The organism is Amycolatopsis sp. NBC_00355 (assembly GCF_036104975.1).
In the GTDB taxonomy this organism is placed as follows: domain Bacteria; phylum Actinomycetota; class Actinomycetes; order Mycobacteriales; family Pseudonocardiaceae; genus Amycolatopsis.
The window spans coordinates 299,792-321,470 of record NZ_CP107982.1 but is presented as its reverse complement, the minus strand read 5'-3'; the positions used below and the strand labels follow the sequence as shown (position 1 = coordinate 321,470).

The window sequence follows — 21,679 nt, the reverse complement described above, 5'->3', positions numbered from 1 at the left end:
GTCGGTGTGACCGTGTACGACCTCGCCCGTCGCCTGCCCGCCGTCCCGGACCTGCGCGCGCTGTGCCGTGCCCTGGCCGCGCTGGACGTCGTGCTGAGCCCGGACAGCCAAGACCGGTACCACCTCTACGACACCGCTTGGGCGCCCGGTGCGGAGCTGGCGTCCAAGCGGGACGGCGCCGGCAACGAATACTCCGTCGTGTTCACGGCCGCGGGCGCGTACGTGCGTGGTTTCGACCACGAGTCGCCGATGAGCCCCTACGCCACCGACGACGACGAGCCGTGGCCCGGGGTGCTCGACGCCGTGCCCGGAGTGTTCCGGGAGTGGGTGGCGGAACCGGCGTTCTCCGACGAGTTCGGCACGCCGTATGTCACCGTGTGCTTGTGGCGCGAGCACGGCGACACCGCCTGGCGGCACGGCGACATCACCTTCCCCGACCGGGGTGACGACGGGGCCGGCTGGCTGTTCGCCCTGCTGACCGACGGCACCGCCGAGGCGTTCCGGGAGTGGGCGCGGGACTACTACGAAAGGCCGATCGACCTCGACGCGGTGCGCCACTTCTACGCCGGGCGGCCACTGACCGCGGACGTCGTGACCGCGCTCAACCCCGCCACCACCCTGGCGGCCGTCGCGGAGCACGTCGCCGCGACCGGCTACCCGCTCTCCGGTCAGCCGGGCAGCGGGACGTCCAGCCGCCCGTAGCGGGACTCGCGCACGGCCACGACGAGCTCGTCCACCGTGAGGCTGCCGTCGAGGTCGATGCGGTCGAAGGCGGCGTCGGACTCGGCGTCGCCGGCTCCGGTGACCAGTCCCGCCGGTACAGCCGCACGAATCCGGCTGACATTTCCCGGCTGCTTCGGGAAGAAGATCGCGTTGGCCTTCCCGGCGGTGTCGATCGCCTCCAGCAGGGTGACCACGGGCAGGTGAGCGCCGGGGTCACCGAGCCGACGGCCTCCGGTCACCGCAGCTTCGTCGGCGGGGTGGTGCCGGTCCGTTCGTCGCCGTAACTGAGCCAGGTTCCGATCGGGGCACGCTGCCCGACGCCCGGCCGGCCGTAGTCGCACACGCCGCCGGGGAACGCCGCTCGCAGGCGAGTCCGCTCCGCGGCGGTGAAGGCGACCGGGTAGTCGCGGAAGTCCAGCGGCCGGAGGCGGCACTTCAGCACGTCGAGGGACAGGCTCTCCCCCGCCACCAGCCGGGTGTTGGCCGCCACCGGGTACTGCGCGCCACACCGGCCGCTCGCCGGGTACGTCAGCTTCTCGGTGATCCGCGACGCGGCCGAGAGGTAACAGCCGTCGCCGAGGTCGCCCGGCCGGTTCGCCAGCACCTTCTGCTGGAGGCTCCGGTGGGAACCGTCGGCGTCGATCGCGGTCAGCCAGCGGTCCATCGCGTCGAGCTCGTAGACACTGGCGGCCGCGGCTTCGGCCGCGGTGGCGTGGTTTTCGATGATGACCTGGTTGCCCGCGGTGCCGTTGGCCCGCAGAAGCCGTTGCCGCATCACATAAGACCACTCGGTGGTGTGAATGTCGTTGCCGAACCCGGCGAGGTCGAGATCGGTCCGCTGGTCGATGATCGGCGTCACCCGCAAGCCCTGCGACGCCGAGTTCACGAGGTCGTCGGCGTACACCGTTTCGAGCGCCTTCGGGTCGGCCGCGATCCGTTGTGCCACGGGCTTTCCGGTGTAGTCGAGGCCGCCGATGGCGGCGTTGAGGTCGACGAACTGCGCCGCGGTGATCGTCCCGGCCTTCAGCGCGGACAGGCCGTACTGCACGCCGGTGGTGTCCAGCGGGCTGCGCACGAACCCGGTCTTCGGGTCCCGCCCGAGCTGGTTGGCCAGCTGCTCGTTCGAGTTGCACTTCACCCCGCGCGGGTTGGTCACCGGATCCCACCGCGCCGGGACCGGGATGGCCGCGTTGCAGCTGCCGGTCGCGGTGGCGCGGCTGGCGAAGGTCTGGTCCCAGGAGACGCAGGTGTCATAGCTGGCGAAGCCCGCGACGGCCTGCTTCTGCGCCGCGGTGAACGACGCGCCCGGCCCGGCGAAGTACCGGTCCAGCAGACGGCAGTCCGACACCGGGCCGCCGGTGCTCAGCGGGTCCGGGAACGAAACGCCCGGGATGATGCCGTCGACGATGCCGGGGTAGTTCTCGGCGATGTCGTACTGCTGGATCGCCCCGCCCGAGCCACCCCAGCCGATCGTGTGGGCGACCGGGCCGTAGGTCTCGACGAAGTGTTCCTTGACCATCATCGCCGCTTCGGCCGAGATGATCGGGCTGCAGTTGTTGTCGAGCACGTTCAGGCTCGACGACGTCACCGCGTAGCCCTGCGCCAGGAACAGGTCGTTGACGACCCCGCCGGTCGAGTTGCCCTGGTGGTAGCCCGCGTTGCAGCCGCCACCGAAGGTGTAGACCAGCTTCCCGTTCCAGCTCTGGTCCGGCGCGACGGGCGACGGCGCGCCGTCGTAGAGCGCCGCCATCTCGTAGACGGCGCGGTCGATCGTGCCTCGTTCGACGCGCACCACGTACGGCACCGGGTGCCCGTTGACCGTGGCCGTCGCGAGGTCCGCGGGCCGGGCCGCCGGGTCCGTCAGCGGCGTGAACGCCCCGGCGGTGTTCTTGTACTGGTAGCTCACCTGGGTCGGCGCGCTGCACAACGGCTGCGACGCGGCGGGCAGGCCGAACGCCTGGGTCTCGCAGTAGAACGGGTGCTGCTGCGAGCCGGAGAAGACCGGCCCGGTGATCGGGTGGTTGGTGACGCGCAGGGTCGCCCGCTGGTCCGCGCCGTGCCCGCCGGCCCGGGCGCTCAGGTCGTTGGCGCCGTTGCGCAGGCCGGTCACCAGGCCGAGCAGGCTGCCGTCCGGCTGGGCGCGGAAGCTGGACGTGACGTCGCGGCCGTTGTCGCTGACTCTGACCTGGCCGGCCGGCGTTCTCCCCGGTGGGACCACCCTGACCAGCACCTGTCCCCCGCTGACGAGCGCGGGCCGCGGGTTCGACACCGTCTCGATCGTCAGCTGCCGCCCAGCCGGCGTGCCGGGAGCGGCCACCGCGGTCGCGGTCCCCAGCAAGAGGACGGGCGCGGTCAGGGCCGCGACCACGATGGATGAGCGTAAAGGACGGTCGGCCACCAGACACTCCGCTCGCTTGTGGCATCGCGTCATCGCGACACCGGGCAGCTGCCGGTATAGCACCTGCGGCCTGGCCGGAACAACAGCCGGTTCCGGGCCGCATCCGTTGCGGAAGAACCGAAACGCCGGATCCTCGGGCACGGCCGAGGTGCGTCCGCGTCCGCCGGGCCGGGTCAGGCGTGCAGGCGGCGGCGCAGGTAGTCGCGCCAGGTCAGCTCGGACGAGCGGGCGAGCGCGGAGGTGGCCGCGAAGCGGTCCCAAGCGTGGAACGCGCGAGCGTAGAGGTGCAGGTCGACCGGCACGCCGGCGGCGGGCAGCCGGTTCGCGAAGCCGCTACATCGTCGTGCGGCACATCGAACCGGGCAACCGCGACAAAGGGTCGGCAGGCCGGTGGCCGTCCGGGCGCGGCGTAGGAGGTGCACGTCGCCGGTGCCGGACCGGTCACCCAGGACCGCGGCCCCAGCCAGGCCGATGTCCTCGCGGGTGCGGACGACTTCGGCGCTGCTCTCGAAGCACGACGGCGTCTCGAGCCGGTCGTCCGGCATCGGGTGGAGCAGGGACAGCGAGTCGGCTGCGGCGCCCGCCGGTCGCGCCCATGAGCGCGGCGGCCGGTGCCCCGCCACTGCTGGCCCCGGCCGGCCCGATCCGGAGCTCGGCAGCATGGCCGGCGAGGTGGGTGTAGGCGAGGTAACCGTCTTCGGCGGCGCCGGGAGCCCGGGTCTCGGGACCCAGCCGGTACTCCGCACGCATCTCGACCGGGCGTTCACGGATCTCCGGCCGGCCGCGAACTCCCCCAAGTGACGATCAAGCGCTGCCGATCGTGGTCGACCGGCGGCGGTCGTTGTGCCTTGCCCGGAAAGGTGATCACCGCCTCGCGTGAAGTTTCGCGAAGACTGTCCACTGTGGCCATGGCGTCCGGACGTCCGGCGCGAGCGCGGCAGACGTCCGGACGTCGATGCTCAGGCGTCAGGGCTTCTCGAAGTGCTGGTAGTCGATCGGGGTGTCCCAGGAACCACCCCACGTCCAACCACGAGAAGTGAACGCCCGCTCCGTGGCGTCACCCGCGTGGATCATCCCCGGCGCAGTGAGCGTGCGGTCCACATAGGGCGCGCCGTTGGGCGGATACACCGCACCACTACCGGAGATGTACGGGTTCTGCACCGTGTTCACATCGATCGCCCGACCGTACGAGTGATTCGACCACGCCGTACCACCGGTGATCGCCCGGCAGTTGAACGCCGAGGTGTTGTTCGCCGCCATCGACGCGTCATCGTCCGAGCCGTACTTCTCCACCGTCTCCATCCGCTCGATCGGGAACCGACCCCGATACAGATCAGCGAAGGTGTACGCCACCTCCACCGCCCGATCGGCGTTGACCACCAGCTCACCCCGGTGCACCGCCCCGTCGAAACCGACGAAGTTCACACTCACCAGCCGCAACTGATCGGGCCCGACCGGACAACCCTCGTGCCAGCTCGACCCCAGCCGCTGCGCCGACACCGGCCTGATCAACGCGACATAAGGCGGAAGACCACTCGCCGCCGGCGCGGCGGCTTCCACAGTCTGAATCGTGGCCGCCGGCGCCGGCGTCACACCGGCCAAGACCACCGACAGCGCGAGCGTAAGGACAGCGAATACCCTGGTTCTCAGTTTCATGACGCCGACACACTTCACCGCGTGGTTCGGCTTAGCCGGAGTCGGATTCGCCACATCCGGGCAACCTCGGGCGCATCCGCTTACCGTGACGCGCGGACCACCCGGTCAGCCGTGCTGGTGCGAAGGGCGGACGTCGCACCGGCGGGCGTCCACAGTAGACACGGCACCCGCCGGATCCGCGCGGACGTCAGGCGGAGACCCGGACGACGACCTTGCCGTGCACCGCGTTCTCGGCGGCCCGTGCGTGCAGCGCCGGCAGCTCGGACAGCGGGACCCGCTCGGCGACGTCGACGCGCAGCTCGCCGTCGTCGATCAGCGCCACGAGCTTCGCCAGCTGTCCGGCGTCGCTGCGGACGAACAGGTCGATGCCGCGCACCCCGCGTTCCTCGTCGGCGGGAGCGGGCATCCACACCGTCGTGTTCACCACGACCCCGCCCGGCCGGACCAGGGTGACCAGCGCGGCCAGCTCCGCCGGCTCGACCGGTGCGAGGTTGAGCACGACGTCGACCGGCTCGGTCACCGCCGCGGTCACCCCGGTCGTGGTGTGGTCGACGACTTCGTCGGCACCGGCCGATTTGACCGCGTCGCCGCTGCGCGGGCTCGCCGTGGCGATCACGTGGGCGCCGGCTCCCTTGGCCAGCTGCACCGCGTATCCCCCGACCGCGCCGCCGGCGCCGTTGATCAGCACCCGCTGCCCGGACCGCAGCTTGCCGTGGTCGAACAGCGCTTGCCACGCGGTCAGCGCGACCACCGGCAGCGCGGCCGCGTCGGCCAGCGGGACGCTCTTGGGCGCCGGCGTCAGGACGTCGGCCGGTGCGAGGACGTACTCGGCGGCCGCGCCGTCGCCGTCCATCGGCAGGAACCCGATGACGTCGGCGCCGACCTCGACACCCGCCACGCCGGCGCCGAGCGCGTCGACCGTGCCGGCGACGTCGAGGCCCGGAGTGTGCGGCAGCTCCACCGGGATGGGGCCGCGCATGAAGCCGCCGCGGATGTTGCCGTCGACGGAGTTGAACGACGTCGCGGCGACGCGGATCCGGACCTGCCCGGCTCCGGGAACCGGCTGGTCCACGTCCTCGTAGCGCAGGACGTCCGGGGCGCCGTACTCGTGGAAACGCACTGCCTTCATCGGAGTTCTCACCTTCGTCGAGCCCATTCGCTTCGAATTCGAAGCAACTGCCCAGCACAGTACTGTTGCTTCGAATGTGAAGCAAGTGATACCGGTCACCGCCGGCTTCCTTGATCCACCCGGACCTCAGGATCGTGGCAACGGGCGCGATCAGCCTGGGCCGGCTTGGCCCACCTTGACCACGGCCGGCCCGCCGGAGGCGCGGACGACCTCGCCGAGCCGGGCCGCGTCGGCCGAGCCCGGCGCCGCGGTGAGGACGACCGCCATCAGGCCGTCACCGGGCACCTCGAGCAGGGCGCCGTCGAGGGCGATGCCGCCACCGTCCGGATGCCGGAACACGGCACGGTTTTCGTAGGCGGAGACCGTTTCCGGCGTGCGCCACAGTGTGTCGAACCGACGGCTGGCGCTCCGCAGCTCGTCGACGAGTCCGGCGAGGGACGCGTCGGCCGGGTAACGCAGGTGCGTGTCGCGCAGCCGGGCGGCCAGGGCGGCCCGGAAACCGGCTTGGTGCTCCTCGCTCCGGCCGATCTCCTCGCGCGCGTCGCAGAACGTGCGCCACGCGACGTTCCAGTCCCGGGCGGTCCCGGCCGGCGTCCCGCCGCCCAGCGCCCTCCAGGCGCCGTTGACGGCGATGACGTTCCACGCCGCGTCGGTCAGGAACGCGGGGGTGCCGGCGAACCGTTCCAGCAGCCGCAGTGACGCCGCCCCGGCCTCGCGTGGCACCTGCCCGTCGACCGCGGCGTACCCGGCGAGCGCGCAGAGCCGCTCGTAGTCCGCCCGACCGGCCCGCACCGCGCGGGCGATGGCGCTCACCACGCCGGCCGACGGGTGCCGCCGCCCCTGCTCCAGCCGCCGGATGTAGTCCGCCGACACCCCGGCGAGCTCGGCCAGCTCCTCCCGGCGCAGTCCGCGGACCCGGCGTCCGGTGCCCCGCACGCCGGCCGGCAGCCCGGCGCCCGCGGGCTCGGTGTGTTCGCGCAACCAGCGGACCGCGGCGCCCAGCTCGGACAACGACATGGCGCCAGTGTGCACCAGCGGGACGGCCGCCTTCGCCGAACCCCTTCGAATTCAAAGCAGTAGACTCCGGTCATGTCTGACGCACCACCGTCGCTCGATCCCGTGCAGCTGGGCGCCTACTTCGACCTCATCGAGGTGACCAGCCTGCTGCGGCACGCGGTCGAGCAGCAGCTGCGCGAAGCCGGCGACCTCAGCTACGTGCAGTTCCAGCTGCTGGCCCGGCTCGGGGACGCGCCGACGGGCAGCCACCGCATGACCGACCTGGCCGACGGCGTCGTCTACAGCCGCAGCGGCCTGACCTACCAGGCGGGCCTGCTCGAAAAGGCGGGCCTGGTCGTGCGCGCCCCCTCCCCGGACGACGAGCGCAGCACCACGGTCACCATCACCGACGCCGGGCGCGCGCGGCTCGCCGAGGTGCTGCCCGGGCACGTCGAGGTGGTCGGCGGCCTGCTCTTCGAACCGCTCTCCCGCGACGACGTCGCAACCCTCGCCGGCCTGCTGGCGCCGGTGCGAGACCACATGCGCTCGACGCCCCCTCGCTCGGCGGCACCCCGCCGCCGCACGAAGGGCTGAGGACGCGCCTCGGTACCTTGATTCCCCGACGATCGAGGGGAGCTGACGGAGTGGCGCGTCTTCATGTCGGCTGCGCGATGTGGACCCACAAGGCGTGGCCCGGGCGGTTCCTGCCGCAGTCGCTGCCGGCCAAGGAGCGCCTGCGGGCCTACGCCGGCTGGTGCAACGCGGTCGAGGGCAACACCACCTTCTACGCGACGCCGGCCCGGGACACCGTCGCGACGTGGGCGCAGCAGACCGACCCCGGCTTCCGGTTCGTGCTCAAGCTGCCCAAGGTCGTCACCCACGAGCGCCGGTTCGCCGGCGTCGAGGCCGAGATGCGCGCGTTCCTGGACGCGATCGAACCCCTCGGCGACCGGGCGGTCCTGTGGACCCAGCTGCCGGGCTCGTTCGGCCCGTCGGACGTCGACGCCCTCGGCCGTTTCCTGCGCCGGCTCCCCGCCGGCCGCCGGCGCGCGGTGGAAGTGCGTCACCCCGGGTTCTTCACCGACACCGGCTCGGCGTCGCTGCTGGAGGGAGCGCTCGCCGGCGCGAACGCCGAGTGGGTGCCGTTCGACACCACGGTCTTCTTCCGGAGCCCGCCGACCAGCGAGGCCGAGCAGGAAGCCTGGGCCAAGAAACCCCGGCTGCCGCGGCGAACGCGGGCCCTGACCGATCAGCCGATCGTGCGCTACCTGGGCCGGGACTCGGTCGAGGAGACGGTCGAAGGGTGGCGGCCGTGGGCCGAGGCGGTCGCCGGCTGGCTGCGCGAGGGCCGCTCGCCGACGGTTTTCCTGCACACCCCCGACAACAACGACGCGCCGGCCCTCGCCCGCCGCTTCCACGACGACGTCCGGGCGCTGGTGCCCGGCCTCGACGCCCTCCCCGAGCCGGAGCCGGTCGAGCCCGCGACCTTGTTCTGAGCACTGCTCGCTTGCACGCCGGGCGAACCCCGTCGGTTGCCTGCTTCCGGTGTCTGCTTTGTCGCAGGTCGCGGCGGGTTTTCCGGCGCTACGCTCGGCCGATGACGCTGGGGATGGACCGGGGTACGACGACGCACCGCCGGTGGCAGAACACTTTTCTGGCCGGAGCGATCGTCTTCGGCTTTGCCGCGGTCGGGGACGCGGCGGGGACGGTCTACGCGCTGACCGCCCCCGGATACGTCTTCGAGGACGGCGAGTTCGCGGGCGAGCTCACGGTCTTCGTCCTGGCCGCGGTCCTGATGCTCGGCTGTGTCGCCCTCGGGCGGTGGCACGACCGGCGGCGCGCCGCGCTGGTGGCCGAGCACGAACACTGGCTGCCGGCGCCGACCGGGCACGACGGCCGGGGGGAGGTCGACCTCGACGTCGAGATCGCCCGGTTGCGGCCGTTGATGCTGCGCTCCGCGGGCTTCGTGCTCGTGTGGCTGGCCGTGCTCGCCGGGGTGGTCGCGGGATTCGTCGCGATGAGCGCCTCGGCCGAGCACCTGCTGAAGACCGGGACGCGCGTGACCGGCGAGGTGCTGGGCGTCTACCGGCACAGCCGGGCCGACGACATCATTTACGTGGCCTATCCCGTGGGCACCAGCGGCTACCGGTACGCCGACATCGTCTGGGACTCCGGCCGGCCGTACACCGAGGGGCAGCAGATCACGGTCATCTACGACCGGGCCGACCCCGATCGGGTGCGCACGCCGGACGAGACCAACGACGACCAGACCTGGATGTGGGTTCAGGTGATCGGGACGATCGCCGGGGTGAGCGGGCTCGTGCTTTCGCTCATCGCCGCGGTGAACTGGCGGCGCCGCTACCGCGCGGTCCGGGCCACCGGCTGGCGGCTCGCCTCGGTGACCGTCGTGCCGGACTACCCGATCCGCCGGGGCCGGCACCTGCCGGACATCGAGGTCGCCTACCGCGACGGCACCCGGATCACGCTGCGCGCGGCCACGTCGTCCCACGGCTCGGTGCCGCTGAAGCACGAGCCGAACCGGCGGGCCTGGATCGGCGGCACCGACCGCGACATGGTGGTCCTGTTCCCGCACGGACGTCGACGCCGACCGCCCTACGCGGTCCCGGCCTACGCGCTGAACTCGCGTACCGGCGCGAAGAACGCGGGGCTGCGGCCTTCGTGAAAACGCACGTCACTTCGCCCGGATCCGGGCGGTGTCACAAGGCGTCGTACTCGTCGCCGTTTTCGTTGAACAGCACGTAGCCGGGCGACAGTTCCGTCAGGCACCTGCTCAGCGACACCAGCAGTTCCTCGACGGAGACCTGGTCGAATTCCAGCTCCGCTACGACCTCCGAGCGGAGCTGGTCGATCCGGGGCTCGTCCAACTTCAGCTCGGCGTAGGAAGCTGCGAAGGAGGCGCGCATCGCGTCGACGTCAGGTGCGCTCGCCACGACGTCGTGCCAGGTCGGCACCCCGACGACCAGGCGGATCACGCCGTCCGGGTCGGCGGCGACGATCCCCGCGCCGCCTTCGGAGTCGGCGTAGAGCACGGGTCCGTCGTCGCACACGAAGAACGTGCCGCCCGAGGCGTCGCCGGCGACCACGCGCAACTCGCCGCCCGAGGCCAGCCGCACCGGTTCGACGGGGTCGAGGCGGGCGACGTCGAAGTCGAACACGTCCGCAAGCAGCGCGGCGGCACGGGCGTTCTCGCGGATCCGATCGAACATGGCGGAACGATAGGCCACGCGTTCGGTCCGGCCGCGGGTCGGGCACCGATGAGGTTTTCGCGCCGCACCCGTCCAACCGTATGGGAACGACACACGAGAGGCTGACACGATGCGGAAACTGATCTTCGGCATGAACCTGACCCTGGACGGCTACATCGCCGCGGCCGGCGACGACATCGGCTGGAGCGGGCCGCCGAGCGACGAGCTGTTCCGGTGGTGGCTCGACCAGGAGCTGGCGAGCGGCGTGACGCTGTACGGGCGCAAGCTGTGGGAGGCGATGAGCTCCCACTGGCCGACCGGCGACCAGCGGCCGGGCGCCACCCCGGCGGTGATCGAGTTCGCGCGGAACTGGCGGGACACGCCGAAGGTGGTGTTCTCCTCGACGCTCGACCGGGTCGACCAGGTCGACGGGAACACCCGCCTGGTCACCGGCGACGCGATCGCCGAGATCACCCGGCTCAAGGCCGAGGACGGCGCCCCGATGAGGGTGGGTGGTGCCACGCTGGCCGGGGCGGCCGTGCGGGCCGGGCTGGTCGACGAATACCAGATCGTCACCCATCCGGTCCTGGTGGGCGGCGGCACACCGTTCTTCACGGCACTGGACAGCTGGGTGAACCTGAACCTCGTCGAGACGCGGACGTTTCCCGGCGGCGCGGTGCTGACCCGGTACGAGCCGAGGCGCTGAGCACGCTCGGCTCGACGTCCGGTCTCACAGTGTCGGGGGCAGGTCCAGCCAGGGCTTGCCCGTGACGTCGAATCCGGTGAGCTCGGCGATCTTCCCGTCGACGACGTGCAGGACCGCGACGGCGAACAGCCGGTGCTCCGGGGCGTCCGGGGTGCGGAGGTACAGCGCGGCGGCGGGCATGCGGTTGACCGTCGTGGTGACACCGCGCCAGTCGTCGTGGCCGCGCCGGAAGAGCCCACCGGAGACCCAGCCGTCCACCGCGTCCCCGGCCGTCCTGGTCACGGTGCCCGGATCGGGCAGCATCGCGAAGCGCAGGTCGTCGCGCAGCAGGGACGTCAGCCCGTCGAGGTCGTTGCGCTCGTGGGCGTCGATGTACGCCTTCACCACGCCGCGCTCGTCCTCCGACAGCTCGTGGGTGGCGGGACTCCGCCAGTCGAGGCGGCGGCCGGGCAGCTGCTCGCGCATCGTCACGCGGGCCCGCTGCAGCGCGCTGGTCACCGACGCGACGGTCAGCTCGAGCGCGTCGGCGGCCTTCGACGCCGGCCAGCCGAGGACGTCACGCAGGACGAGCACCGCCCGCTGCCGCGGCGGCAGGTGCTGGACGGCGACGATGAACGCCAGCTCGATCGTCTCCCGCGCCACCACCGATTCCTGCGGGTCCTCGGGGAGCATCCGGTCGGGGTAGGGCTGCAGGTGCGGCACCTCGGCGCCGGGGTCCGGCAGCCCGGCCGGCACGGGGGTGCGGTCAGTGCGTTTCTCGAGGAAGTCGAGGCAGGCGTTCGTCGCGATCCGGTACAGCCAGGTCCTCAGCGCGGCGTGGCCCTTGAACGTCTCCCGCTTGTGCCACGCCCGCAGGAACGTCTCCTGCGTCATGTCCTGGGCGTCCTCGTAGTTCGCGAGCATCCGGTAGCAGTGCACCTGCAGCGCACGCCGGTGGCGCTCCGTGACGTGCGCGAACCGCGCCGCATCACCCGAGCGGACCGCCGCGATGAACGCGGCCTCGTCGGTGTCGAGCGGTCGGGCGTCGGTCATGGTCGTGAATCCTTCCACCGGGGCGAGGGGGCTGCCAGAACTGACGACGCGGCGGCGGATTTCTCATCGGTGACGCCGCCGGCCCCGGGCCGTTCCGATGTCGAGGTGAAACCGATTGCCTGCAGGAGCCGGCGAAGCGATCATGAGCCGGTGTCCGGAGACGTGTGGCTGGAAGAGGTGAAGTCCGGGCTCCGTGGCGCCTTCACCTGGCACGGGGACCGCACGGACCGGCATCGTTATGCCGACGTCACGGGCTGGTGGCGCCGGCCCGACCTGCTCGGGCACCTCGGTCCCGCGCTGGCGCACCTGTTCGCCGGCGAGCACCCCACGGTCGTGCTCGGGCCGGAATCCCGTGGCTGCCTCCTGGGACCGCTGGTCGCTCTGCACCTCGGCGTCGGGTTCGTCGAGGTGCGCAAAGACCGCGTGGCGTCCAGCGACAGCGATGCCTGGCTGCGGCGGACCACGCCGCCGGACTATCAAGACCGGCACCTCACCCTCGGCTTCCGCAGGAACCTGGTCGGCGGTGGCGATCGGGTGCTGTTCGTCGACGACTGGATCGAGACCGGCGGACAGGCCCACGGCGCCCACCTCCTCGTCGAGGACGCCGAGGCCACCTGGATCGGCGCCGCGACCGTGGTCGACGCACTGAGCGGCAACCAGGTTCGACGGCACCTGAACGTCCGGTCGTTGCTGCACGTCCGGGAACTCTGACCCCTTCGACGGCGGTTCCGAACGGGTACGGCTGCCCGGTGGCCGGGTCGATGAACATCTTCGGACCGTCGGCGGTGGCCGCGCGGCCGTCGATGGTGGAGATCTTCTTCGTGTGGACGTCGTAGTGGACGAAGTAACCGCCGCCGAGCCCGGCGACGTACGGGTCGGTGACCCCTTCGACGGCCGCCCGCCGGTTCCTTCGGCGACGGCCTGCTTCGGCGGCTGGAGTGGTGCGCAACCGGGTGCGGCGGCACCGTCCACAGTGTACTCGATCGGGCCGGCCGGGCGGCGCCACGACCCGATGTCCGGCAGACCGGATCCGGCGTTGTCCCTCCTGCGAGCTACCGGGACTGCTCCCTCCGGGGTGACGTTTCCGCGGCCCCGTTCCCGATAACTTCGGCGCCGTCAACGCGGACGGCGGACCAGAAGGTGCCGCCGGCGCGGAAATCGGAGGGCGAGCACCATGATCACCACACGAGGGTCCGGGTCACCGGGCCACCGGTTCGCCGCGATCCTGGCGGTCGCCGCGCTGACCGTGCTCGGCGTGACCGCTTGTGACGCCGCGGACGACGAAGACAGTCCGGCGCCGGCCGCGGGCGTCACCTGGGGAGCGTGTCCGGCCCCGGCGCCGGGCAGCCCCAGGGATCCCCGGCTGACCTGCGCGAAGGTCGAGGTCCCGCTCGACTACGGCCGTCCGGACGGCCCGTCGATCGAGGTCGCGATCTCCCGACTGGCCGCCACCGACCCCGCCAAGCGGCACGGCGTCCTGCTGCTGAACCCGGGTGGGCCGGCCCTGCCGGGTCTCGACACGCCCAGCGCGATGGCGCCGACACTGCCGAAGCCCGTCCTGGACGGTTACGACCTGATCGGTTTCGACCCGCGCGGCGTCGGGACCAGCACCCCGCAGAGCTGCGGTCTCGAAAACCCGAGCGTCGCCGCGCTCTTCCCCTACCCCGCCGCCGACGGCTCGATCGACGCGAACGTCCGAGCCGCCCGCGCCACGGCCGCGAAGTGTGCCGCCCAGGCCGGGGAAAACCTCCGTCACTTCACCACCGCCAACACCGCCCGCGACCTCGACCGCGTCCGGGAAGCCCTGGGCGAAGCCAAGATCTCGTACTGGGGCCAGTCCTACGGCACCTACCTCGGGACTGTCTACAGCACGCTGTACCCGGACAAGACCGACCGCGTGATCCTCGAAGGCAACGTCGATCCGGCGCACGTCTGGGCCGGCGAAGCCGAGAGCTGGGGCAAGGGCATGGCCGAACGGTTCCCCGACGCGGCCGCCGTCGCCGCCGGGCAGCACGCCACCCTCGGGCTCGGCGCGACCCCCGGCGAAGTCACCCGGACCTACCTCGCGCTCGCCGATCGGCTCGACCGCCGGCCGGCGCCGGTCCCGGGCACCCCGCAGTCGTTGAACGGGGCGACGCTGCGCGCCGTCACCTACGCGCTGCTCATCCACAACAACACCCTGCCGGTGCTCGCGCAGGTCTGGAAGGCGGCCGCGGATCTGGCCGACGGGCACGTCACCGACGCCGACGGCCAGGTGCTGCAGCAGGTGTTCGCCGAAACCCCGCCGGCCCCGGGCGTTCCCGCGGACAACCAGGCGACCATGTTCCTGGCCCTCACCTGCGGTGACGCCGAGTGGTCCCACGACGTCGGCAGCTACGCCCGGCGCAGCGCCGCCGACCGCGCGGCCTGGCCCCTGACGGCGGGCATGCCGGCGAACATCTGGCCGTGCGCGTTCTGGCCGCAGCCGGTCGAGAAGCCGGTCACCGTGACCGGCGACGGCCCGCGCACCACCCTGATCCTGCAGAACCGCCGCGACCACGCCACTCCGTGGGACTCGGGTGTCGGGCTGCGCCACGCCCTGGGGAACCGCGCCGCGTTCGTCGGCGTCGACAACGGCGGGCACTACGTCTACCACGAAGGTTCGGCCTGCGCCGACAACGCCGTCGTGAGCTTCCTGGACACCGGCCGGCTGCCGGACCAGGACCTCGACTGCACGGACGTCCCGCGGCACTGACCGGCCGGTTACGGCGCGATCGGCCTCGGCGAAGGCCGACCGCGCCGCCTCGGCTCCCGACCCGCAGCCATGACCGGGGTGCACGCTCCCACCCCGGCACACCCGAGCCGCTGCTGGAACCTCGATCCGTCGAGGATCAGCCCTTCCGGAACGGCCCCACATCGCCCGCAGCGGCCAACACGCCGACGGGAGCGGCCGACGCGGCACCCGTCGGCTGCCGTGTCGGCCGGTCCGCGACTTTGCCGGGACCCGCGGTTCTCCGGGGCTACACCCGCTTCTTCACGTCGGGCCCGCGGCCGGCGGCGGTGGGCGTGCCGCCGATGTCGGACTCGATGGCCGCCGTGACGATGCGGTTGCGGTCCCCCGCCGACAGCACGCCGTCGGCGACCAGTTCCTGCGTCACCGCCTTCACGTACTTCACGAACCGGTCGTGGGACGGGTACGCCGCGTTCTCGTCGATGACGTCGTTGAGCGTGCAGCCGTTGCCGATGTCGGTGTTCTCGACCTGGCTGTCGATCCCGCCGATCACCACCGTCTCCCGGGTGTCCGAGTTCGGGCAGGCGTCCGGCGGCGGCGCGGCCGCGACCACCGTGAACGCCCCCGACTGCTCCGCCGAGACGTTCCCGGCGACGTCGGTGGCCCGGAACCGGACCGTGTGCGTGCCGAGCGCGGACACCACCACCGGCGCGGTGTACCGCGTCCACGCCCCGCTGTCCACTTTGTACTCGGCGAAGTCCACACCGGACTCCGCGTCGGTCGCCGTCAGCGTCACCGTCGCCTGGCCGACGTAGGACCAATCGCCACTCTGCTTACCGGTCAACGCCAGGGACACCACCGGCGCGGTCGTGTCACCACCGGCGACCACGGTGAAGGACACAGTCCCCACCGCGGAAGTGTTGCCGGCGACGTCGCGAGCCCGGTAGTCCACCGTGTGCGCGCCGGCCGAAGAAACCTGAACCGGTGCGGCGTAGGCGGTCCACGCGCCACCGTCCACCCGGTACTCCACCGCCGCGACACCGGATCCCGCATCGGACGCCGTGACCGTGACGACCGCCTTGCCGACGTAGTTGCCGTCGGCGTCCTTCGTGCCGGCCACGGAAGCCGTGACGACCGGCGCGGTCGTGTCGCTCTTGACCACGGTGAAGTGGGCCATGCCTTCCGGCGAGGTGTTCCCCGCGACGTCCCGAGCGCGGTAGGAGAGCATGTGCATCCCAGCCGCGGTCACCGGAACCGGTGCCGTGTAGGCGGTCCACGCGCCGTCGTCCAGTTTGTACTCCACGGCGGCGACCCCGGAATCGGCGTCGGTCGCCGTGATCGTCGCCGTCGCGACGTCCACGTAGTTGCCCGACGCGTCCTGTGTTCCGGCGAGCGACGCGCTCACCGCCGGCGGGGTGCCGTCCCCCTGGCGTTCGACGATCGTGAAGTGCGCCATGCCTTCGGCGGAGGTGTTCTCGGCGACGTCGGTCGCCCGGTAGCCGAGCATGTGCATGCCCAGCGACGACACCACGACCGGCGCCGAGTACGGCGTCCAGGTCCCGCCGTCCAGCTGGTACTCGACCGAAGCGACCCCGGAGCCCGCGTCCGTCGCGGTCAGCGCCACGGAAGCCGACCCGAGGTAGTTGCCGGACGGGTCCCGGTCACCCGTCACGGCGGCGGTCACCGTCGGCGCGGTCGTGTCGCCGGTGCCGTCGGACACGACGAACTCCCCCACCATCGACGTGTGGCCGGGGATGGTGCAGAAGTACCGGTACTTGCCCGGTGTGAGCGTCACGACCGCCTCGTGCCGGCCGTTCTGCGGGTCGAACGGGTTGGCCAGCACGTTCAGCGTGACGTCGTGGTTGTACCCCGGCGTCGAGGTGTCGAACGTCAGGGTGTGCGACATCCCCGTCGTGTTGCCGGTGGCTTCGCTGTTCTCGAAGACGATCGTGGTCTCGCCGGGCAGCGCGCCCGTCGGCGCGGACGCGTATTCGGTGGTGCTGTTGTTCCCGGTCCAGGTCAGGGTCTGGACCGGCGCCGCCACCGCGGGGGTGGCGAGCCCGAGCAGGGCCAGGAAAGCGGCCAGCAGCACGGCGATCAGGCGTGGGGACATCGCGGGAAACCTTCCTGGGAGGAACGGGGGCCGGGCGTGTGCCCGGCCCCCGTCGCGCTACAGCTGCCGCACCCGGATGTTGCGGAACTCGGTCAGGTCGTTGTCACTGTGGTTCTGCAGCCCGATGAACCCGCTGACGAACTGCCGCAGGTCGGTCGGCGGGTCCCCGGCGCGCGAGGACTGCTGACCCGGCGTGTTGTCGAACTCGTTGATCACCACGCCGTTGCGGATCATCGTGTAGTGCTGCCCGACGACCTTGATCTCGTAGTCGTTCCACGTCCCCTTCGGCCGCGCTCCCGCCTGGTCCAGCGGGCGCGGGTCGAAGTTGTAGACCGACCCGGTCTTCTGCGGCTCACCGCTGTCGCCGTCGTAGATCTGGATCTCGTGACCGCAGTAGATCGCGACCCACGCCTGCGACGTCCGCGCCGAGCCGACGGTCCCGCAGCTGCCCGGCGGCCGCTGCTCCAGCGGCGTCCGCGGATCCGGGAACCGGACGAAGACCCCGCTGTTGGCCCGGTTCGGGTCCGGGGCGATGTCCTTGAACTGCACCTTCACCGAGAAGTCGCCGAACTGGCGCTGGGCGTACCAGAGCATGCCCAGCCCGCCCGCCGACCGGATCGACCCGTCGGGTTGGAGCGTGAACTGCCCGGACGGTGCCTGTTCCCAGGCTCGCAGCGACTCGGCCGTGCCGTCGAAGAGCGCCTCGTACCCCGTGGTGCCCGGCTTCCCGATCGGCGACGCCTCCGCCGCCGCGTTCAGCTCGGCCGCCTCGGGAGTACTGAGGACCCCGAGCTCGTCGAGCGTCTCGGTGGCCTGCTCGACGTGGTTGACGAACGCGGCGTGCGTGCTCCACGTGCCTTCGTCGTCGATGAAGTCGTCGACCGTGCAGCCACCGCCGGCGTTGCGGTTCGGCACCTTGGTGATGGTGTCGCCCAAGGTCACCACCGGACTGGGATCGGCCACCGCGCAGCCGACGTTCACCGCGGTGCGGGTGGTCACCGCCTCGCCGTTGGCATAGGTCACGGTCAGCTTGGCGGTGAAGATCCCGGTGCGCGGGTAGGTGTGGCGCGGATCGGCCTGCGTCGACACCGAGCCGTCGCCGAACTCCCAGCGGTAGGACACCCCGCCGGACTTCGACCCGGTGAACGCCGCCGTCAGCGCCTTGTTCTGCACCAGCGTCGACGACGCGGCCGGCGCCGGGGTCGGCGCGCCGCCGGTGTAGCTGATCTTGAGCAGCTTCTGGTTGGCGTCCAGGGAGAAGAAGCCGTTGCCGTAGTCGAGCACGTACAGCGCGCCGTCCGGCCCGAACTTGGCGTCCATCCAGCTCTGCACCCGGGTGTCACCCGCGCCGCCCGGGATGATCTGGCGGAACGTCTCGGCGAACACCGGCGGCTGGTGCGTCGGCACGCCCGCCGGGTCCACGGTCACCGCGACCCGGTTCTGGGAGTTCGACTCGTCGCCGACGAACCACTTGTTGTCCCAGTACCCCGGCCACGCGACCCCGCTGTTCGTGTTGACCAGCGAGCGGTGGTACGTCGGCCCGGACATGATCGCCTGGCCGCCACCGCGCAGGTACGGCTGGGTGTAGGTGGCGTCCGCCGCGTTGTAGGTCGGAATGGAGCTGTTGGGACGGTTGGGGAAGACCGGGCCGCCGCCGTCGGGCGAGTACCAGATCATGTTGTCCTTGATCGGCGGCAGGTTGACCAGGCCGGTGTTGCGCGGCGAGGTGTTGATCGGGTTGTTGCAGTCGTACCAGCCGGTCAGCTCCGCGGCGTTCGTGCTGCTGCGGTCGCGGTAGGGCTGCCGGTTGCCCATGCAGTAGGGCCAGCCGTGGTTGCCCGCCTCGGTGATGATCGTCGCCGTCTCGTACTTCGCCGGCCCGAGCTCGGGGCTCGGCGACGACGCGTCGGGGCCGACCCAGCCCGCGGTCATCCAGTTGTGCACCGGGTCGATCTGCAACCGCGAGATGTTGCGGACGCCCATCACGTAGATCTCCGGGCGCGTCTTGTCCGCCGGCCCGTTCGGGAACAGGTTGCCCTGCGGGATGGTGTACGTCCCGTTCGCCTCCGGGTGGATGCGCAGGATCTTGCCGCCGAGGTCGTTCGTGTTGCCCGCCGTGCGGCGCGCGTCCTGGAACGAAAGGCCCTTGTAGTCGAGCGTCCAGTTGTTGCCCGAGTAGCCGTTGGAGCCGCCCGAGGAGTTGTTGTCCCCGGAGCCGACGTACAGGTTCCCGTCCTTGTCGAACGCCATGCCGCCGCCCGCGTGGCAGCAGCTGTGGATCTGGACGTCCCAGGACAGCAGGTCCTTCCGGGTCGCCTGGTCGAGCGTCTGCGCGGTGGCGTTGTAGGTGAACCGCGAGATCGTGCGCTTGCCGATCCGCTTGTCGCGGTCGATCGACGCGTGCGGCATCCAGTAGGCGTACATGAACCCGTTCTCGGTGAACTTCGGGTCCAGCGTCAGGCCGAGCAGGCCCTCTTCGTTCTTGACGAGCTCGTCACCGCTGCCGCGGTTGCCCATCACCGGCAACGTCGTGAGCAGCTTGACCTTCTTGGTGGCCGGGTCCCACTGGTGGACCGTGCCGCAGCCGAGGCCGACGTTCGGGTCGTCCCAGCTGACGATCGGCCCGGTCGGGCAGGCCGCCTTGCCGATGTAGAACACCCTGCCGTCCGGGGCGATGGTGAGCCCGTGCGGCTCGCCGATCTGGTCGAGCTGCCCGGCCGCGTTCTTCCCGGTCAGCCGCTCGACCTTGTAGTTGGCGGCGATCCCGGCCTGGCAGTCGCCGCGCACCATCCCGGTCGTCCAGCGCAGGGCGCCGAGCAGGTGCTGCCGGAACTGCGCTTCGCCGTAGGACCCTTCGGTGCGGCCCATGCCGGTGTAGAAGGAGCGGCCGCCGTCGTAGTCACGGCACCACGAGATCGGGTGGAACGCGCCGTTCGCGCCGACCCCCGGGTTGTAGCCCTTCTCCTCGACCTGGGCGACCGTGTGCACGGTGCCGACCGGGTTGGACTCCCAGTTGAGCCAGCGGTCGGTGCGCGTCCAGTTCTGCGGCAGGCCGGCGGTGGCCGGGTGCTGGGCGTCGAGGACGTCGACGACGGCCTGCTGCGGCGCGGGTTCGGGCGGCGGCGGGGTCGTCGAGGTGTCCTTGAACAGCTTGAGGTCCGCGAGCTGGATGAGCGGCTCGCCCGCGTTCGCGGTGATGTTCAGCCGGTAGTTCGGGTAGACCGTGGTGTTGGCGAAGGTGAACGTCCGGGTCTGGAACCGGTCGGTGAACGCCTCGTTCGTGCGGGTGTCCAGGTCGGTCCAGGCCTGCCCGTCGGCGGACCCCTGCAGGGTCCAGCTCTTCGGGTCGCGGCCGGGGAAGTCGTTCGCCGAGACCAGCGAATAGCTGCTGACCGCGACCGGGGTGGCCATCTTGTAGGCCGCCCAGCCGGTCGTCGCGAACGTCAGCCACTTGGTGTTCTCGTTGTTGTCGGCCAGTTTTTCCTTCGTCTCGTTCGGCGGGTTCTCCGCGCTGGCGGTCACCGACGCCACGGTCTCGGGCGTCGGGCGGGCGCCGACCGGGCGCGCGCCGATCAAGCCGGTGAACCACTGGGACGAGTCCTGCGCGCGAGCGGCGTCGGAGATGCCGAGGAACCCGCCGCCCGCCTTCATGTAGGCCTGCAGCGCGGCTTCCTGCTCCCGCGCGAGCGTCACGCCCTGCGCGGAGAGGAACACCACGCCGCGGTAGCGGGCGAGGTTCGCCGCGGCGAACACAGCGGGGTCGGAGGAGGCCGTGACCGTGATGCCGTTGTCCTGGCCGAGCCGCGCGATCGCGTCCGCCGCGCGCAGCACCGGGTCCTTCTGGCCGTCCGCCGCGCCGTGGAAGACCAGCACGTTCACCGGCACGTTCACCACCGCCGGCGCGGCCTGCGCCACCGGCATCACGAGCAGCGGCGAGCCGGCCGCGAGGACCGACCCGATGGCGAGCACGAGCGCTCCGCGTCTGCCGAACCAACGTCGTTTCATGGCGTCCCTCCTCATGCGTGTGTCCGGCCGTCGGGACTCATGTCGTGCCCGGCGTGGCCGTGCTGCTTGAACCGGTCGATCGCTTCCTGCGTTCCGTCGGGCAAGCTGCCGTCGGGGTTGCGGACCAGGAACAGGCCCACCATCCCGCCGTCGGAGTGCGTCTGGACGTGGCAGTGGTACATCCACACCCCCGGCCCGGCGCCCTCGCCGGCGATCACCTGGAAACCGAACGAGCTGCCGGGGTCGAGGTTCTTGTTGTCGACGATGGCAGCGTTGTCAGCGGCGCCGCCGAGCATCCCGGTGCGGGTGTCGGCCCAGCGGTGCCCGTGCAGGTGGAACGTGTGCGGCAGGCTGCCGTACCCGACGCAGACCCACTCGACGCGCTCGCCGAGGCGGGCCTCGAACATCGGTGTGTCGGGTGCCATCTCGTGGTTGATCATCACCTCGTTGAACACGACGGTGTACTGCTTGGCGGGCAGCAGGTCGCCGCGCTTGCGCACGATCAGCCCGCCGTAGAGCCCGCGGGCGAGGCCGCCGGTGCCGTGGTCGGTACCCATGGCGTGGTCGTGGTAGTGCCAGTAGCCGGCGCTGCCGGGCATCCAGAACCCGCCGCTGGCCTCGTACCGGGCGCGGGTGCGCCAGGTGTAGGTCCGCGTCTCGCGCGGGTTGTTGAACGACGCGTTGAGCGGGGCGCCGTCGGACGCGGTGTCGTAGATGACCCCGTGGGGGTGGATGGACAGCCGCTGGTCGGTGGTGTTGACCAGTTCGATCTCGAGGGTGTCGGCCTCGTAGATCTCCAGCAGCGGCCCCGGGATCGTGGCTTTGCCCGGTTCCAGCCCGTAGCCGTACAGGCCGCCCGGCAACGCCTCGGCGTAGATCGTGATCCGGCGGGTCAGACCCGCCGCCGACGCCGAATCGGCGGCGCCGAGGGCGGGCACGAGCACCCCCGCGGCGGTTCCGGCCAGCATCGACCGACGTGACACTCGCATGTGGATTCCCCCGGGG

Annotated in this window: 19 protein-coding genes; 7 read left to right on the top strand and 12 right to left on the bottom strand. The window is 71.5% G+C overall.

Features of this window, described 5'->3' with window-relative positions:
- The first annotated feature begins 6 nt into the window (after positions 1–6).
- Positions 7–702 (top strand): hypothetical protein, encoded by a 696-nt coding sequence (locus OHS18_RS01250; RefSeq protein ID WP_328615574.1) that lies wholly within the window; start codon positions 7–9, stop codon positions 700–702.
- Here OHS18_RS01250 and OHS18_RS01245 read toward each other — a convergent pair.
- The 7 genes from OHS18_RS01245 to OHS18_RS01220 all read right to left on the bottom strand — a co-directional run bounded on the left by OHS18_RS01245 (position 669) and on the right by OHS18_RS01220 (position 6,923).
- Positions 669–962, bottom strand: a complete 294-nt coding sequence (locus OHS18_RS01245; RefSeq protein WP_328615573.1) for a hypothetical protein — start codon at positions 960–962, stop codon at positions 669–671. The two genes, OHS18_RS01250 and OHS18_RS01245, sit on opposite strands and share 34 nt — an antisense overlap.
- Positions 959–3,091 (bottom strand): DUF6351 family protein, encoded by a 2,133-nt coding sequence (locus OHS18_RS01240; RefSeq protein ID WP_328615572.1) that lies wholly within the window; start codon positions 3,089–3,091, stop codon positions 959–961. The genes OHS18_RS01245 and OHS18_RS01240 overlap by 4 nt, the downstream gene beginning before the upstream one ends.
- A 203-nt stretch (positions 3,092–3,294) precedes the next feature.
- Complete coding sequence (locus OHS18_RS01235) at positions 3,295–3,666, bottom strand: hypothetical protein (RefSeq protein ID WP_328615571.1); 372 nt, start codon at positions 3,664–3,666, stop codon at positions 3,295–3,297.
- Positions 3,563–3,871 (bottom strand): alpha/beta hydrolase fold domain-containing protein, encoded by a 309-nt coding sequence (locus OHS18_RS48475; RefSeq protein WP_442875329.1) that lies wholly within the window; start codon positions 3,869–3,871, stop codon positions 3,563–3,565. Before OHS18_RS48475 ends, OHS18_RS01235 begins: the two co-directional genes overlap by 104 nt.
- A gap of 216 nt (positions 3,872–4,087) precedes the next feature.
- The gene (locus OHS18_RS01230) at positions 4,088–4,777 is read right to left on the bottom strand and encodes a M15 family metallopeptidase (protein ID WP_328615570.1); all 690 of its coding nucleotides are present in this window, start codon (positions 4,775–4,777) and stop codon (positions 4,088–4,090) included.
- Between the two features lie 187 nt (positions 4,778–4,964).
- Positions 4,965–5,906 (bottom strand): NADP-dependent oxidoreductase, encoded by a 942-nt coding sequence (locus tag OHS18_RS01225; protein WP_328615569.1) that lies wholly within the window; start codon positions 5,904–5,906, stop codon positions 4,965–4,967.
- A gap of 150 nt (positions 5,907–6,056) precedes the next feature.
- Entirely contained in the window at positions 6,057–6,923 is an 867-nt protein-coding gene (locus OHS18_RS01220) for a helix-turn-helix domain-containing protein (protein ID WP_328615568.1), read from the bottom strand.
- Between the two features lie 72 nt (positions 6,924–6,995).
- Between OHS18_RS01220 and OHS18_RS01215 the strand changes: the two genes are divergently transcribed.
- The 3 genes from OHS18_RS01215 (at position 6,996) to OHS18_RS01205 (ending at position 9,585) form a co-directional block, all read left to right on the top strand.
- Positions 6,996–7,496 carry a MarR family winged helix-turn-helix transcriptional regulator gene (locus OHS18_RS01215; RefSeq protein ID WP_328615567.1) on the top strand — a complete coding sequence of 167 codons (501 nt, stop codon included), beginning with the start codon at positions 6,996–6,998 and terminating at the stop codon, positions 7,494–7,496.
- A gap of 77 nt (positions 7,497–7,573) precedes the next feature.
- On the top strand, positions 7,574–8,398 hold the full coding sequence (locus tag OHS18_RS01210) for a DUF72 domain-containing protein (protein ID WP_328458961.1): 825 nt from the start codon (positions 7,574–7,576) through the stop codon (positions 8,396–8,398).
- Positions 8,399–8,499: 101 nt separating this feature from the next.
- Positions 8,500–9,585, top strand: coding sequence for a DUF3592 domain-containing protein (locus tag OHS18_RS01205; protein WP_328615566.1), 1,086 nt, complete (start codon positions 8,500–8,502; stop codon positions 9,583–9,585).
- 34 nt (positions 9,586–9,619) lie between these two features.
- Here the strand turns inward: OHS18_RS01205 and OHS18_RS01200 are convergent, their stop codons facing one another.
- Positions 9,620–10,129, bottom strand: a complete 510-nt coding sequence (locus tag OHS18_RS01200) for a hypothetical protein (protein ID WP_328615565.1) — start codon at positions 10,127–10,129, stop codon at positions 9,620–9,622.
- A gap of 109 nt (positions 10,130–10,238) precedes the next feature.
- Here OHS18_RS01200 and OHS18_RS01195 point away from each other — a divergent pair, with 109 nt between their 5' ends.
- Positions 10,239–10,814: a dihydrofolate reductase family protein gene (locus OHS18_RS01195; RefSeq protein WP_328615564.1), complete on the top strand. Its 576-nt coding sequence runs from the start codon at positions 10,239–10,241 to the stop codon at positions 10,812–10,814.
- 24 nt (positions 10,815–10,838) lie between these two features.
- Here OHS18_RS01195 and OHS18_RS01190 read toward each other — a convergent pair whose 3' ends face one another.
- Entirely contained in the window at positions 10,839–11,846 is a 1,008-nt protein-coding gene (locus OHS18_RS01190) for an RNA polymerase subunit sigma-70 (RefSeq protein ID WP_328615563.1), read from the bottom strand.
- A 150-nt stretch (positions 11,847–11,996) separates the two neighbouring features.
- On the opposite strand from OHS18_RS01190, the gene OHS18_RS01185 reads away from it, so the two are divergent.
- Both OHS18_RS01185 and OHS18_RS01180 read left to right on the top strand, forming a co-directional pair.
- Positions 11,997–12,557 (top strand): phosphoribosyltransferase family protein, encoded by a 561-nt coding sequence (locus tag OHS18_RS01185; protein WP_328615562.1) that lies wholly within the window; start codon positions 11,997–11,999, stop codon positions 12,555–12,557.
- Positions 12,558–13,020: 463 nt separating this feature from the next.
- Entirely contained in the window at positions 13,021–14,580 is a 1,560-nt protein-coding gene (locus OHS18_RS01180) for an alpha/beta hydrolase (RefSeq protein ID WP_328615561.1), read from the top strand.
- Positions 14,581–14,845: 265 nt separating this feature from the next.
- Here OHS18_RS01180 and OHS18_RS01175 read toward each other — a convergent pair whose 3' ends face one another.
- The 3 genes from OHS18_RS01175 to OHS18_RS01165 are packed head-to-tail and all read right to left on the bottom strand — an operon-like array spanning position 14,846 to position 21,642.
- Complete coding sequence (locus tag OHS18_RS01175) at positions 14,846–16,669, bottom strand: cupredoxin domain-containing protein (protein ID WP_328615560.1); 1,824 nt, start codon at positions 16,667–16,669, stop codon at positions 14,846–14,848.
- A 57-nt stretch (positions 16,670–16,726) separates the two neighbouring features.
- Positions 16,727–20,689: a ThuA domain-containing protein gene (locus tag OHS18_RS01170; RefSeq protein WP_328615559.1), complete on the bottom strand. Its 3,963-nt coding sequence runs from the start codon at positions 20,687–20,689 to the stop codon at positions 16,727–16,729.
- Positions 20,686–21,642, bottom strand: coding sequence for a multicopper oxidase domain-containing protein (locus OHS18_RS01165; RefSeq protein ID WP_328615558.1), 957 nt, complete (start codon positions 21,640–21,642; stop codon positions 20,686–20,688). The genes OHS18_RS01170 and OHS18_RS01165 overlap by 4 nt, the downstream gene beginning before the upstream one ends.
- Positions 21,643–21,679: the final 37 nt, after the last annotated feature.